13 protein-coding genes and 2 pseudogenes are annotated in these 16,275 nt (G+C 63.1%); 11 read left to right on the top strand and 4 right to left on the bottom strand.

Annotated features, from left to right (window positions below):
• Window positions 1-81 precede the first annotated feature (81 nt).
• The 9 genes from HWX03_RS02135 to HWX03_RS02175 all read left to right on the top strand — a co-directional run bounded on the left by HWX03_RS02135 (window position 82) and on the right by HWX03_RS02175 (window position 9,501).
• Window positions 82-711, top strand: coding sequence for a TetR/AcrR family transcriptional regulator (locus tag HWX03_RS02135; protein WP_174431977.1), 630 nt, complete (start codon window positions 82-84; stop codon window positions 709-711).
• Window positions 712-825: 114 nt separating this feature from the next.
• Window positions 826-1,692, top strand: coding sequence for an alpha/beta fold hydrolase (locus HWX03_RS02140; protein ID WP_175819164.1), 867 nt, complete (start codon window positions 826-828; stop codon window positions 1,690-1,692).
• Between the two features lie 10 nt (window positions 1,693-1,702).
• The gene (locus tag HWX03_RS02145; RefSeq protein WP_175870061.1) at window positions 1,703-2,494 is read left to right on the top strand and encodes a fumarylacetoacetate hydrolase family protein; all 792 of its coding nucleotides are present in this window, start codon (window positions 1,703-1,705) and stop codon (window positions 2,492-2,494) included.
• A 10-nt stretch (window positions 2,495-2,504) separates the two neighbouring features.
• Complete coding sequence (locus HWX03_RS02150; RefSeq protein ID WP_175870062.1) at window positions 2,505-3,449, top strand: acetaldehyde dehydrogenase (acetylating); 945 nt, start codon at window positions 2,505-2,507, stop codon at window positions 3,447-3,449.
• 14 nt (window positions 3,450-3,463) lie between these two features.
• Window positions 3,464-4,486, top strand: coding sequence for a 4-hydroxy-2-oxovalerate aldolase (dmpG, locus tag HWX03_RS02155; RefSeq protein ID WP_175870063.1), 1,023 nt, complete (start codon window positions 3,464-3,466; stop codon window positions 4,484-4,486).
• 199 nt (window positions 4,487-4,685) lie between these two features.
• The gene (locus HWX03_RS02160) at window positions 4,686-5,804 is read left to right on the top strand and encodes a porin (protein ID WP_175870064.1); all 1,119 of its coding nucleotides are present in this window, start codon (window positions 4,686-4,688) and stop codon (window positions 5,802-5,804) included.
• Window positions 5,805-5,955: 151 nt separating this feature from the next.
• Window positions 5,956-7,119: a CoA transferase gene (locus tag HWX03_RS02165; RefSeq protein WP_175870065.1), complete on the top strand. Its 1,164-nt coding sequence runs from the start codon at window positions 5,956-5,958 to the stop codon at window positions 7,117-7,119.
• Between the two features lie 125 nt (window positions 7,120-7,244).
• The gene (locus HWX03_RS02170) at window positions 7,245-8,324 is read left to right on the top strand and encodes an acyl-CoA dehydrogenase (RefSeq protein ID WP_175870066.1); all 1,080 of its coding nucleotides are present in this window, start codon (window positions 7,245-7,247) and stop codon (window positions 8,322-8,324) included.
• A 22-nt stretch (window positions 8,325-8,346) separates the two neighbouring features.
• Complete coding sequence (locus HWX03_RS02175) at window positions 8,347-9,501, top strand: acyl-CoA dehydrogenase (protein ID WP_175870067.1); 1,155 nt, start codon at window positions 8,347-8,349, stop codon at window positions 9,499-9,501.
• 24 nt (window positions 9,502-9,525) lie between these two features.
• Here the strand turns inward: HWX03_RS02175 and HWX03_RS36810 are convergent.
• Together HWX03_RS36810 and HWX03_RS36815 are read right to left on the bottom strand one after the other, a co-directional pair.
• Window positions 9,526-9,660: pseudogene (locus HWX03_RS36810) on the bottom strand (transposase); the annotation flags it as partial.
• A gap of 78 nt (window positions 9,661-9,738) precedes the next feature.
• A pseudogene (locus HWX03_RS36815) lies at window positions 9,739-9,948 on the bottom strand (transposase family protein); the annotation flags it as partial.
• A gap of 199 nt (window positions 9,949-10,147) precedes the next feature.
• Here HWX03_RS36815 and HWX03_RS02190 point away from each other — a divergent pair.
• On the top strand, window positions 10,148-11,698 hold the full coding sequence (locus tag HWX03_RS02190; protein ID WP_175870069.1) for a phospholipase D family protein: 1,551 nt from the start codon (window positions 10,148-10,150) through the stop codon (window positions 11,696-11,698).
• Between the two features lie 7 nt (window positions 11,699-11,705).
• Here the strand turns inward: HWX03_RS02190 and HWX03_RS02195 are convergent, their stop codons facing one another.
• Window positions 11,706-13,187 carry a PLP-dependent aminotransferase family protein gene (locus HWX03_RS02195; RefSeq protein WP_175870070.1) on the bottom strand — a complete coding sequence of 494 codons (1,482 nt, stop codon included), beginning with the start codon at window positions 13,185-13,187 and terminating at the stop codon, window positions 11,706-11,708.
• A 233-nt stretch (window positions 13,188-13,420) separates the two neighbouring features.
• On the opposite strand from HWX03_RS02195, the gene HWX03_RS02200 reads away from it, so the two are divergent.
• On the top strand, window positions 13,421-14,071 hold the full coding sequence (locus tag HWX03_RS02200) for a pyridoxamine 5'-phosphate oxidase family protein (RefSeq protein ID WP_175870071.1): 651 nt from the start codon (window positions 13,421-13,423) through the stop codon (window positions 14,069-14,071).
• Between the two features lie 142 nt (window positions 14,072-14,213).
• On the opposite strand, the gene HWX03_RS02205 is transcribed toward HWX03_RS02200, so the two are convergent.
• The gene (locus HWX03_RS02205; protein WP_175870072.1) at window positions 14,214-16,046 is read right to left on the bottom strand and encodes a S53 family peptidase; all 1,833 of its coding nucleotides are present in this window, start codon (window positions 16,044-16,046) and stop codon (window positions 14,214-14,216) included.
• Window positions 16,047-16,275 lie beyond the last annotated feature (229 nt).

Here is a 16,275-nt window from a genome sequence, read left to right on the forward strand (position 1 = left end):
GTTCGTCCGGGGGAGGTGCTTGCCGTCAGGTCGCCGTGTGGGGTAGTGTAATGCCGGTTTCAGCGGACTCTACACGTTACGATGACAATAAAAGTACCAGAACGACGTCGCAGCCAGACAGAACGGCGCGAGGAAACGCGTGCGCGGATACTGGAGGCCGCAGTCAGCGAACTCACGAGCAAAGGCTACGCGGGATTCCGGGTCGAGCAAGTCGCTGCTACGGCGAACGTCTCCCGCGGGGCGCAGTCGCATCATTTTCCGACCAAGGAATCGCTGGTCCTCGGCGCGCTGCAAAAGCTCTACGAGGCATCGACCGAAGCCAGTATGAGACTGATCGACGGCCTGAAGCCGGGAGACGACGTCCTCGACGCGCTGATGCAGGATTCGGCCAAGTTCTATCTTGGGCCGAATTTCATCATTTCGATGTCGCTGCTGAATCTCGGCGATCACGAGCCCGAGTTGCGGCAAAAGGTTCGCGCGATCTCGCGCAAGCACCGGTTGCCGATCGAAAAGGCGTGGCTGGACGCGTTGCTGCGCTCCGGGTTGGCGGAAGAGCCGGCGCGAACCGTCCTGAACATCACGCAGAGCATCTATCGCGGAATGGTGATGCGCCGTTTCCTGCGCAACGATCCGGAATATACGCGCTTCACGATCGAGCAGTGGTCGAAAATCGCGCGCGCATACATGAACTCGAGCCAGCCGTCGCCGTAACGCGCGTTCGTCAGCACGCGCCTCTTTCACAGCGCCCATTCGTCTTCCAACGCCACCCCTGCGGGACCCGCAGCGGTGGCGTTGTCGTATCTGCTTCTTTTCGAGGAGAAACCCATGAGTCTCTGGCTTGATTTGCTCGGCGCGGAAATCCGCTACGTCGACACGAAGCACTTCGGCACGATTCGTATCGCCGAGGCCGGGAAAGGCAATCCCGAAACGCTTATCTTCCAGCATGGCATCAACGGCCATCTGGAGGCATATGCGAAGAACATCGTGCCGTTATCGAAGGACTTTCACGTCATCGCCTTCGATTATGTCGGCCAGGGGCTGTCAAGCAAGCCGGTTCGGGAATACCACCCGATCATGCTTGCGGAGCAGCTTGGCGAATTGATGGATGCGCTCGGCATCGAAACGGCCCACCTTTCGGGCGAGTCGCTCGGAGGCTGGGTGTCCGGGCACTTCGCCGCGGCGAACCCACATCGCGTGCGACGCCTCATGCTGAACACGGCGGGCGGCATCCCGATCGTGACTCGGAAGGGCAAGCAGGACCTGGCGACTTTTATCGGGCTGAACCAGCGCAACATCGACAGCACGCCCACCTACGAATCAGTGCAGGCCCGCATGCACTGGTTGATGCACCCGGACAACCGTCACCTGGTGGACGACGAACTGGTCGATCTGCGCCTGCGCCTCTACCTGCGCCCGGAAAGCCGTGCAGTGCTGCCGTTGCTCAACGAAATTCTCGCGCATCACGACGACTATCTGATTCCGTTGGAGAAGCTGCCCGAGGGGACGCTGTTCCTGTGGACGCACGACAATCCCATCCACGATACCGAATCGGTGAAAGCCGCACAGGCGAAGGTGCCGGGAAGCATTCTTTATTTCATGAAGGGGAATTCGGCCCACTGGCCCCAGTACGAAGCAACCGACGAGTTCAACGACGTCGCGGTGAAGTTTTTCAAGACCGGTGCGGTCGCGTGAGAGGGCCGGCATGACTTTGGAAAACGATATTGCCGAGCTGTTGTGGGACGCGCAGCAACGCAACGCACCCTGTGCTCCCGTGAGGGACCGCTTCGAAGGGCGGGACGAGAACGCACAGGCGGCACTCGCCTATGCGGTACAGCAGATCAACATCCAGCGCCAGGTGCGGGGCGGCAGGCGGATCGTCGGCAGGAAGATCGGCCTGACGTCGCCGGCCGTTCAGCAGCAGCTCGGCGTCGACCGCCCGGATTTCGGTACGTTGCTCGACGACATGGCCATCGTGGACGGTGAGCCGATCGAGCCGAACCGCTTGTTGCAGCCGAAGGCCGAGGCCGAGATTGCGCTGGTGCTCGAGAAGGATCTGCCCCATGAACGGCACACCGTGGCCGACCTGATCGACGCAACCGCCTATGCGTTGGCCGCGATCGAGGTAGTGTCCAGCCGCATCGCGGGCTGGAATATCCGTTTCGTGGACACCGTCGCGGACAACGCATCGTCCGGTCTGTTCGTGCTCGGCACGCAGCCGGTTCCGCTTGCGAGGCTCGATCTGGCAGGCGTGACGATGCGCATGACCGACGGCGAGGAAACGGTATCGCAAGGCGCTGGCGCAGCCTGCCTCGGCAATCCGCTGAATGCCGCCCGCTGGCTTGCGGACACGCTTGTCGAGGTCGGAACGCCGATGCGCGCCGGCGACGTGATTCTCACGGGTGCGCTCGGTCCGATGGTGGCGGTGAGGGCCGGCCATACCTATACGGCGCACATCGACGGCTTTGCTCCGGTACGGGCGATTTTCTCCAGATGAGGTACTTCCCATGAACTCGATTGACGAAAAGCATGCAGTTGCCATCATCGGATCCGGAAACATCGGCACCGATCTGATGGTCAAGATCTTCCGCTACGGAAAACACCTGAAGATGGGTGCATTCGTCGGCATCGATCCCGAGTCGGACGGCCTGAAGCGGGCCGAGCGGATGGGCGTGTCGACCGTGACGACCGGAATCGACGGGCTGCTCGCCCATCCCGATTTCGGATCCATTCGCTACGCATTCGACGCCACGAGCGCCGGTGCACATGCCAAGCATGAACAGTTGCTGCGTCCGCACGGCGTGCGCGTGATCGACCTGACGCCGGCCGCAATCGGTCCTTTTGTCGTCCCGGCGGTCAACATCGACCAGCATCTGGATGCGCCGAACGTGAACATGGTGACCTGCGGCGGGCAAGCGACGATTCCGATGGTCGCAGCGGTGTCCCGCGTCGCGCCGGTCGAATACGCGGAGATTGTCGCGTCGATCTCGAGCCGCTCTGCCGGGCCGGGTACGCGAGCCAATATCGACGAGTTCACCGAGACCACGTCGAGCGCGATCGTGCAGGTGGGTGGCGCAAAGGCCGGCAAGGCAATCATTGTCCTCAACCCGGCGGAGCCGCCGCTGATCATGCGCGACACGGTGTACTGCCTCGTTCCGGGAGACGCCGACCAGGCTGCGATCGTCGAATCGGTCGAGCAGATGGCGGCTTCGGTTCGTTCGTATGTGCCGGGGTATCGGCTCAAGCAGGTCGTGCTGTTCGACGCGTTCAACGGACGCATGCCGCAAGAACCGGCCGCCCCGCGTGCGCCGCGCCTGAAGGTATCGGTTTTCCTCGAGGTCGAGGGGGCGGGGCACTATCTGCCAAGTTACGCCGGGAACCTGGACATCATGACCAGCGCGGCTCTGGCCACCGCGGAACGCATCGCCGCGCGTCAGCCGGTCTTGGCTTGAGGGGGCAACAGATCATGTACGACAAGAGCAAGAAGATCTACGTTTCGGATGTAACGCTGCGTGACGGGATGCATGCCATTCGACATCAGTACAGCGTGGCGGATGCTCAGCGCATTGCTCGCGCGCTGGACGAAGCGGGCGTGGACAGCATCGAGGTGGCACATGGTGACGGCCTGCGAGGATCATCGTTTAACTACGGTTTCGGCGCGCATACGGATCTGGAATGGATCGCGGCGGCGGCTGACGTGGTCAAGCAGGCGAAGATCGCCACGCTCCTCTTGCCGGGTATCGGCACGATTCACGACCTGAAGGCCGCTTACGACGCCGGTGCGCGCGTCGTGCGCGTCGCGACGCACTGCACCGAGGCCGATATCTCGAAGCAGCATATCGACTATGCGCGCTCGCTCGGCATGGACACGGTCGGCTTTCTGATGATGAGCCACATGACGACGCCGGAGAACCTCGCCGTCGAGGCAAAGAAGATGGAAAGCTACGGCGCGACGTGCATCTACGTCGTTGATTCGGGGGGCGCGATGACGATGGGCGATATCCGCGATCGCTTCCGCTCGCTGAAGGCGATGCTCGATCCGGCGACGCAGACCGGCATCCACGCCCACCACAATTTGAGTCTCGGCGTCGCGAACTCGATCGCCGCGGTCGAGGAGGGGTGCGATCGGGTCGACGCGAGCCTTGCCGGCATGGGCGCGGGCGCGGGCAACGCGCCGCTTGAGGTGTTCGTCGCAGCGGCCGAGCGGCTCGGCTGGAACCACGGGACGGACCTGTACGCGCTGATGGATGCGGCAGACGACATCGTGCGGCCGCTGCAGGACCGTCCGGTGAGAGTCGACCGCGAGACGCTCGCGCTCGGCTATGCCGGTGTCTATTCGAGTTTCCTGCGACATTCGGAGGTTGCGGCGGAGAAGTACGGGCTGAAGACCGTGGATATTCTCGTCGAGCTGGGGCGTCGCAAGATGGTGGGCGGGCAGGAGGACATGATCGTGGATGTCGCGCTCGACCTGTTGCGCAATACGGCGTGACCAACCGGCAATTCTTTTCATCATGCACGGTAGATTCGCATATCGGAAGGAGGCCGATTTGCTGAGCATCAAAAGAACGAGACGGTCTGTTTTAAAAAAACGACGACGCGACATGCCATCGCTTGTATCGGCACGAGAGCGCCGCCCCTGATGGGTTCCGGCAGTAAAAGACGAGCCATCAACATGGTGAAGGAGACAAATGAGACATCAACGAACAGCGTTGCTTGCCGCCTCGGTGAGCATCTGTGCGCCGGCATGGGCGCAATCGACGATTACGCTGTACGGCATTGTCGATACAGGCGTGGAGTTCTTTACTCACGCGTCACCAACAGGCGGGGCGATGTTGCGGCTCCCGACGATCAGCGGCGGCGATCTACCGTCCCGGTGGGGCCTGCGTGGCGAGGAGGACCTGGGCGGAGGAATCAAGGCGGTATTCATGCTCGAGAGCGGTTTTGCGATGTCGACGGGAACCTCGCTTCAGAATGGCCGCCTATTTGGACGGCAGTCGTTTGTCGGGATCAAGGGCGAATGGGGACAATTGACCGTTGGGCGGCAAATGACCATGACCATCTATGGCATGGCCGATGCAGATGTGATCGGCCCTGCCGTTTTCAGCGTGGGATCGTTCGATGCCTATCTTGCTTCGGCACGTGCGGATAACAGCGTCGAGTATCGCGGGAAGTTTTCGGATTTGACGGTCGGCGTGAGCTATTCGTTCGGACGCGACGGCCTGTCCGCAAGCAACTGCGGCGGGCAGCTTCCCGGGGACATGATGTCATGCCGTGCAATCAGCGCGATGCTGAAGTACGACCGCGCGAACTGGGGGGCGGCGCTCATCTATGACGAGCAGCGCGGTGGCGCCGGCGCAACAGCAATGACCGTCGTGCCGGGCCTGAGCAGCGTCGCTTTTGCGAACTCGGGCGATACCGATCGGCGATATCAGGCAAACGGCTATGTTCTCGTCGGAAGGGTCAAGCTCGGAGGCGGATGGCTGCATCGGGAAATCAAAGGGGATGTTCGGACGGTGCGAACGGATCTCGGCTACCTCGGTGTATCGGTGCCGTATGTCGCATGGGTTTTCGACGCGCAAATTTCGCACATCAGGAACCGTTCATACGATGCGGACGGGACGATGGGGGTTTTTCGCGTCAACTACAACCTGTCCAAGCGCACCGCGGTATATGGCCTACTTGCTTACATGAAGAACAGCGGAAGCGGTGCGGCTTATTCAGTGTCTTCAAGCAGCATCGTGCCAGCAGTGCCGGCACGCGGAGTCGGACAGGCGGGCGCGATGGTCGGGATACGTCACCTGTTCTGACGGCTGATTCGTAGATCTATTTAAATACAAACAGACTTGTTTGTTTTGTTGTGGAGTTGAGCCGTTCCGGCACAGTCCGGTTCCGTTGTTCGTATCGAAAACTTGTCGATGCAGAGATGTCAATCTCGACGTTGAAGTATTGGAGGAAGGAATGAGCGAGGAAGCGAGGAGGAATGGGCCATGTTCGGGACTTCGTGTGCTCGAACTGGGCTCGATGGTGTCGGCTCCGCTGGCGGGGCAGGTTCTGGCGGACATGGGTGCCGAGGTGATCAAAATCGAACCGCCGGAAGGCGATCCGATGCGCAGAGTGGGACCCTTCCACAAGGGGATGGGTGCGTTGTTCATGACGGTGAATCGGGGCAAGAAAAGCATCGTGCTGGACCTGAAGACGCCGCGCGACCTGGAAGTCGCTCAGGCGCTGGCGTCAGCGTCGGACGTGCTGCTTCACAACATGCGCCCTCGTGTCATGGAGCGGCTTGGTCTGGGTTATGAGTTACTCCAGAGCGCCAATTCGAAGCTGATTTATGCATCGATTTCCGGCTTTGGCGAGTCGGGGCCATATGCGTCGAAACCCGCATACGACCATGTGCTTCAGGGTATGACAGGCGTCATGTATCTCCAGGGGCGCGGCGGCGCGCCGGAGCCGATCCGCAATTTGATGGTGGACAAGTCGACCGCAACAATCACGGCGAGCGCGATTCTCGCGGCGCTGCTGCATCGCGAACGCAGCGGTGGGCAAGGGCAGCGCATTGATGCCTCGCTGCTGAATGCGTTTTCGTGGTTCGGCCTGACGGACAACATCGGAAACTACACGTTCCAGTCGCCCGACGCACGCAAAGCCCCGGCACTCGACATTCATCACCCGCTTCGCACGCGCGACGGATGGGTCATTGGCCATGTCCAGACGGACGATCAGTTTGCGGCGGCGTGCCGGCTCTTCGGTCGGGAAGATCTGCTGGATGACGCGACCTGGAAGTCGGCGGCGAAACGAATCGAACAGAACGGCGAGATGTGGCGAGCGCTCGGCGCCAAGGCGACCACGATGACGCGCGCCGAAGTATTGGCGCGTGCCGAATCCGAGGGCGTGGCAATCGGCCCGATCTACACGTTGGAGGAGTTCTTCGAAGATCCGCAAGTGCGGAGCAGCGACGTTTATGTCGATTACGAGGATCCCGAATTCGGCGTGATCCGGCACATGAACTTTCCGGTGCGCTTCGGTCTTTCAACGGTTCAAGTCGAGGCGCGGGCACCGCTGCTCGGCGAACACACCGAGGAAATTCTGCGCGATACGTTACGCGGGGCCGTCAGGCTTTGACCGCGAGGTAGCGATTTTCTTTCGACGATTTTCTGCGGATCGAGAAGGGCGAATATCGTGAACGATGCGCCGACACTTCTTGACGCAGATGTGAACTGCGTTGTTCAGGAAAACAGGAGGAAGACTTGATTACGTTCGATTTGAGCGAGGAACAGGAACTCGCGCGTAACGCGATGCGAAGCTTCGCGCAAGGAGAGTTGCGGCCGATCGCACAGAAGCTGGACCGGGATTCGGCAATTCCCGTATCGACACTGGATGCGCTGTGGTCGACTGGCCTCATACAGATGCAAGGCAACGAGGACCAGGTTCGGTGCCCGATTCTCAACGCGATTGTGCTCGAAGAACTCGCCGCAGCCGACGCCACGCTCGCGCTTGCGCTGGCGGCGCCGGTGGCGTTTACCCAGGCCATCCTGGATCAGGGGTCGCAGCAGCAGCGGGAGACGCTGTTGCCGTTGTTTTACGGAAGCACATTCCGCGCTGCGGCCATTGCGCTGATGGAACCGCATTTCGGTTCCGACGTGTCGTCGCTGACGACCACGGCTGTGCGGGACAAAGACGGATGGCGGCTCAACGGACGCAAGACACTGGTCCCGCTGGCTTCCGCTGCGAGCCACTTTCTCGTCATCGCGCAAGCCGAGGGCGAGCGGGCAGCCTTCATCGTTGGGCGCGACACGGCTGGCATGAATGTCGAGGCGCCGGTACCGACGGTTGGCTTGCGGGCACTGGAAATGAGCGACATCCGGTTCGACGGCGTATTCGTTCCGAACTCGGCACGCCTTGGCAACGGGGCCGGCATGAACGTTCAGCGCATCGTCGATTCGTCGCGCGTCGGGCTTGCTGCCGTGATGACCGGTCTTTCGCGCGGCGTCATGGAGTACGTCATCCCGTACGCAAAGGATCGGGTGGTTCATGGCTCCGCGCTCGCGAGCAAGCAGTCGATCGCCTTTCGTATAGCGGATATGCATATCGACGTGGCGGCGATGCGCATGATGGGATGGAGAGCGGCGTTCGAGCTTGCGGGCGGACAAGACGCCACGCGTTCGTCCCAGCTCGCGTATACGTATGCTGCGCGTCAATCGATGTCGATCGCGGATGAGGGCTTGCAGATCTTCGGCGGCCACGGGTTCGTACGTGAACATCCAATTGAAATGTGGTACCGGAATTCACGCGCGGTCTCGATGCTCGAAGGCGTGGCCGGTGTTTGACTTGTCGATAAGGAGATCAAACGTGGTTGACTTTACTCTCACCCCGAAAGACGAGTATCTGGTGAACATCGCACGTGAAGACGTGGAAATCGCCCGTAAATACGCGCGCTATTACGATCAGCATCACGAAGAACTCGAGCCCGTCGAGCTTCCGGAGGCCGCCGGGCGCCCGGATCCTTACGCATTGCTCGAAGCCGATCCGGCCGAAACAAGCGGGTCGATCGTTACGCAGGCGCTGCTGCAACTGGAGTATCCCGACGTGCGCATGCGGCGCGATACGAATCGGTTTCTCGGAACGAAGATCGTCAAGTACTCGGGTACGCCGGATCAGATCGAGCGCTTTGGCGACAAGTTGCTGTCGATCGCCATTTCGGAGCCCGGCGCAGGATCCGATCCGCGAGCGATGGTCGGAAGCGCCCGACACGACGAGGTCACCGATGAATGGATACTGAATGGCGAGAAGATCTATTGTTCGGGCTTCGGAGAGGCAGCGGGAGCAGTGGTTTTGCTGAAGGGTGCGCCGGACGAGCGGGGAATTCGCCCGTTCTGTGCGTTTATCGTCGAGAAGGGCGCGCCGGGTTTGCAACTGCTTGGCCAGGTCGACAAAATGGGCATGCGCGCGTGGGACACGGCGGACTTTGTGCTTCAGGACTGTCGCGTGCCTTCACGGAACAAGCTGAACGCAGACTTCAAGCGCACGATGATGGTTTTCAACGGGTCGCGCGCGATGGTTACGGCATTCGGCCTCAAAATCGCCCGCAACATGCTGGACGCGGTAGCGGAAAATCTTCGCCAGGCAGGACAGGCGCCCGACTACGCGGAAGGGCGCAACGCGCGGTCTGCCGCGCAGGATCGCCTGATCGCGCTCGAAGCGTTGTACGACGCGACCAAATTGTCGGTCTTGCATGCCAAATGGTCGGAACAGGCGAACGGCGTCACGAATGAGCAGACGATGATCGAGGCTTCCATGGCGAAAGCGCTGGGTGGTTTGGCTACGCGTCGCATTACGCAGGAGTGCATGGAACTTCTCGGGCCGCTCGCGCTAACGGAGGAACACCTGGCGGAGAAGTGGTTTCGAGATGCCCGGATCTTCGACATTTTCGAAGGGGCGGGTGAAATCAACCGTCTCATCGTCGCAAGGTGGCTGCTCGGTTATTCGAGCAAAGAACTGAACTAAATTTGGTATTTTCAGATTTTTGGTTCAACGCGGATCACCGAGGAACGCGGCGCGGATCTTGAGGAGGAAGTACTCCCCGTCGCGGTATCCGTAAGCTCGACGCTTGATGGCCTTGATGGTGCTGTTGATGTCTTCGACGACGCTGGTATTGAGCGGATGGCGGAAACGGGTCACGAAACAGCGACTGATTGGCCGCCAGTAACGCCCTCCGGTTCACGGCCTGACCGCTCCGTCACGCCGCTGGTAGCGACCCAGCCACGTCAGCTTCTCCCGCGGGCCGCCACAATGTCCGCACCAGACCCGGCGACGAGGCACATGCAACACCACCCGGTATTCGAATAACGGCAGTTCGCCCACTCGGCGAACCGTCGTCTCGTGGATTTGCCGACTGCGCGCACCGCATTGCTCGCAATACATGACCTTGCTGACTGGCTTCAGATACAGCGATCTGCGCAGCATGTCGTATCGCCGCCACGGGAAACACGGAGAGCGTGCCGTCCCGATCTCGATCGAAGTATGCTGTAGCGCGACCGGCGTGCACGATCGGATTTCCGTCGGGCGCGCAAACCGCCGACCCGCGCCGCGTGCGATCCGGCAGCCAGAACAATCACAATCCGATTTCGCCCGACAGTGAGGGGCGGCCAACATGATCATGCTGCGTTCGTGGGGTGCGATTCTGTCGTTGCTGATGCTTGCCGCGTGCGCGAGCCTGCCGCCGCAGGCCGACCGCGCGCCGACGCATGCATTCACCGATACCGACGATACGCGCCTCGGCGCGGCATTTCGTCAGCAGGCTGCCGCCCATCCGGGGCAGGACGCGTTTCATCTGCTGACCGATCCAGTCGACGCGCTGGATGCGCGCGTGCTGCTCGCCGACCGTGCCGACCGTTCGCTCGACCTGCAGTACTACATCTGGCACGACGACCTGACCGGGCACGAACTGGCCGATGCGGTCATGCGCGCGGCCGATCGCGGCGTGCGCGTGCGCGCGCTGCTCGACGATCTCGGCACCAACGCGGATGACCGCAAGCTGCTCGAGATCAGCGCGCATCCGAACATCGAGATCCGGTTGTTTAATCCGGTGGCCACGCGCCGGTTCAAGAAGCTCGGCACGGTGTTCGAGTTCTCGCGCGTCAACCGGCGCATGCACAACAAGGCGATGATCGCGGACAACCAGGTGGCGATCGTCGGCGGCCGCAATATCGGCGATGAATACTTCGGCGCATCGTCGATGCTGGAGTTCGGCGATCTCGACGTCGTCGTGCACGGCCCGGTCGTGAAGGACATCTCGACCGAATTCGATACGTTCTGGAATTCGCCGTATGCGTATCCGGTCGATACGCTGGTCGGGCACGATGCGGCGCCGGGCGGGCTCGACCGCGAGCGCGAACGGTTGCGCGACTACCTGCGGGCCATGGAGGACAATCCGTACGTGCTCGAGGCCCGGCAGCGGCTCGACCGGATCGTCCACGGGCAGGGCACGGAGCTGTCGTGGGGGCATGCGACGGTGCTGTACGACGATCCGTCGAAGATCGCGCACGCGCCGAAGGACAGCGACGGGCACCTGATGCCGCAGTTGCGTGCGCTTGCGTTGCAGCCCCGGCGCGACCTGCTGATCGTGTCGCCGTATTTCGTGCCGGGCAAGGAGGCGGTCGAGCGGCTGCGTGCGCTCACGGCGCGCGGCGTGAGCGTGACGGTGCTGACCAATTCGCTCGCGTCGACCGACGTGGCAGCCGTACATGCCGGCTACCGCCGCTATCGAAGCGATCTGGTGAACGCGGGCGTGCGGCTTTACGAGCGCCGGCCATCGGGCGACAAGAGCATTTCGAAGCAGGTCATCGGCGGCTCGTCGCGCGCGTCGCTGCATGCGAAGACCTACGTGTTCGATCACACGAGCATCTTCATCGGGTCGATGAATCTCGATCCGCGCTCGCTGAACCTCAATACGGAGATCGGCGTTTACTGCGAGAGCCCGGCGATTGCATCGCAGGTGGCCAACGATCTGGAGGCGCGGCTCGACCAGATCGCCTGGCGTGTCGAGGCGAGAACCGATCCGGCCGGCAAAGCGCGGCTCAAGTGGATTCAGACCGATGCGGACGGGACGGTCACCGAGATCGATCACGAGCCGGAGGTGTCCGCCCCGAGGCGGATGGAAGTGTGGTTTCTCGGGCTGTTTCCGATCGAATCGCAACTGTGAGCGACATTCAGCGCCGCGTGCGGCGGTGCTGCTCGATGACGGCCGCAAACTGCATCGCCGCTGTCTCGATCACCGCGTCGCTCAGCCCGGAATAGCCGAGCACGAAGCCGTTGTACCGGCGGCCGTTGCCGCGGCGGCCGTCGCCGATGCAGTAGCTGCTCATCGGTTGCAGCAGCAAGCCATGAGCGGCTGCGGCGCGCGCGACGTCGGTATCGTGCAGCGGCGCCGCGAGATCCGCGGAAAGATGCATGCCGCCCGGGCTTTCGCGCACGCTCAGCGACGTGCCGAGATGGCGAGCGAGCGCCGCTTCGAGGCTGCTGCGCCGGTCCGCATAAAGCGCCCGCATCTTCCGCAGGTGCCGCGCAAACAGGCCGGTATCGATGAATTCGGCCATCGCCAGCTGGTCGGCCGAGTGACCGCGATGGACGAGTTCGCGCAGCGTTCTGGTGAAGCGTTCGACCAGCGCCGGCGGCACCACCATGAAACCGAGCCGCAGGGCCGGAAACATCGTCTTGCTGAAGGTGCCGAGATAGCACACCGGCGCGTCCGCATGCAGGCCCTGGATCGCGGGCAGCGGCTCGCCGCCGTGACGGAATTCGCTGTCGTAGTCGTCCTCGATGATCCACGCGCCGCATGCGCGGGCGCGCTCGACGAGCGCCGCGCGCCGCCGGGGGCTCATCAGCGCGCCGAGCGGGTACTGGTGCGACGGGGTCGTATAGATCAGCCGGGGCGGGCGGGTGCGCCACTGCTCGTCGGTCGGCGCCATGCCCTCGCGATCGACCTCGATCGGCACGGGATTCAGGCCGGTCGACCGGAACGCGGTCCTCGCGCCGTTGTAGCAAGGGTTCTCGAGCCAGCCGTATTCGCCGGGATTCGCGAGCATCCGCGCGCAGAGCTCGAGGCTGCTCTGCGTGCCGTCGGTGATGAATACCTGCTCCGTGTCGCAGCGCACGCCGCGCGAGACGCGGATGTACGCGGCCACCGCGCGCCGCAGCTCGGGCAGCCCTTCGACCGGCCCGTACGCCAGCCGGGCGGGCGTGATGGTCTTCCATGCGCGCTCGATGCAACGGCGCCACTGGGCAACCGGGAATTCGTCGAGGGAAGGGAGGCCGGGAACGAACGGCAGCATGCGTTCGGGCTCGGGATCGGCGTTCTCCAGCCCGTGCACGCGCGCCGACAGGTGAACCGGTGCGGGGCCGTCCTCATGGCCGACGCTCGGGCGGCCGCATCCGTCCCATCGCGTGATCGTGCCGTTGCGCGTGGCCGCCACGAAGCCTTCCTCGGCCAGGCGCTCGTACGCATAGACCGCGGAATTGCGCGCGATGCCCAGCTCGGCCGCGAGCACGCGCGTCGACGCGAGCCGCGTGCCACGCGGAAGCTGCCCGTCCAGCAGCATGTCGCGCAGGCTCCGGTAGAGGGCTTCCTGCTGACTATGCGTTGGCGCGCCGTCCTGTCTGGCAAGCGATGAGATGAGCAGCGCGAGATCCATGGGCTGGTTCCAGAAATTTTCGTTGTGCTGGTTCTTTCGAAGATGCCGCGCGCATCGTATCGTTCACGTTCTCGCGGGGCAGGCCGGTGCACGCGCATGTTGAGCGATCGGCCGCTTGCGGTACGCGCGTATTTTGCTCGATTCGGCGAGCGACTGTCGATGGGCCAGGCAATCGCGCGTTCCGCCATGGATACGGAACGATTCCGATATAATTCATTTCGCAGTACAGATATATGAACGACCAGACCACTCTCTCTTCCACGCCGCGTACGACCATTCGCCGCCTGCCTGAACTGGCGAGCCACGATCGCACGATGCTCTACCGCATCGTGGACGATGCGTACGTCTGTCACATCGCGTTCGGCGACGGGCAGAACACGCACTGCATCCCGACCGCGCACTGGAGAAGGGGCGACGAGCTCTATATCCACGGGTCCAACGGCAGCCGGATGATCAAGGCGCTGTCGGCCGGCGCGCAGGCTTGCGTCGCGATGACGCTGCTGGACGGCCTCGTGCTGGCCCGGTCCGCCTTCAACCATTCGATGAATTATCGATCCGCGGTGATCTACGGGCAGTTCGACGTGATCGAAGGCAGGGAGGAAAAACTCGTCGCTCTGGATGCGTTGATGGACAAGATCGCGCCGGGCCGCAAGCATGAAGCGCGACCGGGCAATTCGAAGGAAATCAACGCGACCAGCGTGCTGCGGATTTCAATGGCGGAAGCGGCCGTGAAAATCAGCGATTCGCTGCCGTCCGACAAGGAAGAGGATCTTGGGCTTGCTGTGTGGGCCGGGGTCTTGCCGCTGAAGACGACGCGCGGCGCACCGGTTCATGCAGACGGCAACGTGCCGGTGCCGGATTATGTCCGGAACTGGGCCGATTGAATGGCGCGGCAAGGCCCGCATCGGAGAGGCGAGACGACGCGGCATGCAGAGAACCCGCGACGGCTTCGCAGCCTTCGCGGGTTGTCGGACGCGGTTGCGCGCGATACGTCGCGCAACCGCACCCGGTTCGGTCAACGGTTCATCAGCGCGCGAAATCCGACGTGCTCTGGATGAACGCGTTCAGCTTCGAGATGTTCACGCTGCCGAAGCCCGTCGTCGCATCCCAGCCGGCCTTCGCCTTGTAGCCGTAAGTGCCGCTGCCGTTGTTGCCGGACGTGACGTCGTGCAGCAGCGCCGCGTTGGTCGGGAAGTACTTGTAGATGCTCGACGCGGGGAACCCGAGCGCATTGTTGTTGGCCGACTGCAGCCGCGCCCAGATGCCCGTGAAGATCGGCGCCGCGAGGCTCGTGCCGCCTTCGTTGTTCAGGTAGCCCGAACCCCACAGCGTGTCGGACGTCTGGCCGTTCACGACGAGAATCGCACCCGTGCGCAGGTCGGCGTCGAAGCCGATGTCGGGCAGCGCGCGCTTGGTCGAGCCGGTGAGGGTCGACGACTGCCACGTTGGCGCGGCCTCGTACTTGCTGTACCCGCCGCCCGTCGACCACACGGTGCCCGGCTGCCAGCTCGGATCGTTCCAGACGATTTCGCTGTTGTACGCATTGGTCGACGTATTGGTGAACAGCGTCGTGCCGCCCACCGCGATCACGTACGGCGACGTGGCCGGCTCGCTCACCGTGTAGGTCGAGCGCGACGGCGTGCCGCTCGCGCATTCGTACGCGCCGTGGTCGCCGGCGGAAACCGAGAAGGTTTGCCCTTGCGCGACCGCCTGCTTGAAGATGGTGTCGTCGGTGGCTTGAGAGCCGGTGCTGTTCGCGGACGATTCGCACACGCCGAGCGACACGTTGATCACCTTCGCGACGTTGTCGGTCACGGCCTTGTTGTACGCGGCCGTGATCGCGGTGAGCGTCATCGACGGCGCGGTGTAGAACACGACCTGCTTCACGCTGCCGCCGGCCGTGCCGACGATCGACTGGCTGTCGAGGTTCCATTCGACGGTGCCGTCGGTATCGGTGTACGAACTGCCGGCCGGCCCCGTCTTCACGATGCTGCTGCTGATCGTGCCGAGGCCGTTGTTCGCGGCGAACGTATTGAGGTCGCTCACCGTCTGCGACAGGTCGCCTTCGGAGATGATGCCGACCGTGGTCTGCGAGGCCGTCGGCGTGCCGTCGCCGCCGTAGATCGACGAGAACTCGGTCGGGTTGTGCGGCACCGCCGACGCGCCGGCCGGGATCGTCAGGTTGCTGGTGTTGCCTTGCGGCTTGCTGCCCGCACCCGTATGCATCAGCTCGACGTTCTGCAGGCCGAGCACCGTGCCGACGATGTTGCCGATCGCGTTCGGTACTTGCGCGGCGTCGGTGTTCGCATAGACGCTGCGGCCGTTGCGCGTGAAGCGCTTGAGGGTCGTGCGGAACGCGGACTGGACGGTTCCCGCGGTGCCGGACGCGGAGACCAGCAGCCGGTTCGGCGCGACCACGATATTCACGAAGCCCGCCTTGCGCAGGTGCGCGACGACGGACGCGACCTGCTGGTCGGTCGGCGCATATTGCGCGGCGAATTGCGCGGGCGTGAGGAACTGCCGGTAGTGCGGCGAGCCGGGCGTATGCAGGTCGCGCAGGTACTGGTCGAGTTGCGCTTCGTTGCGCAGGTTCAGCCCGAGCACGATGTCCACCGATTCGCCGGGCGCCATGTCGATCGCTGCGGCGGCAGCGGCAGCCGTGCTCGCGGCGGGCGCGCCGGCCGTGCCGGCTTCGTTCTGCTGCACGAGCGGCAGGAACCCCTTGGTGCGCGTTTCCGTCCAGCCGGCCGCAGGCGCGGCATGGGCGGTCGCCATGCCGAACGACGCGGCTGCCGCGGCAACGAGTGCGAGATTGACGGCGCGAATGTGCTTTTGTTTCTTGTTTGCAACCTGATTCATTTGAATTACCCCTCCGGTTGAACAACGAACGGCACGAACAACAACGGTCGACAGCGGTGCGGGTCATGCACCGCCGCTTTCTGTCGCATGCGGGCGGATGGCACGGACGCGACAGGGCCTTTCGCCCGATCCGGAAAGCGGTTTTTCTCCGGGGGCGAAATACGGAAAACGCGATAACGGGAAGGCTGCGCCGCAGGGCGGGGCAGTCGCGCCGGATTCGGCGCGGGCG

This window comes from Burkholderia sp. BCC0397 (assembly GCF_902832865.1).
GTDB lineage: Bacteria > Pseudomonadota > Gammaproteobacteria > Burkholderiales > Burkholderiaceae > Burkholderia.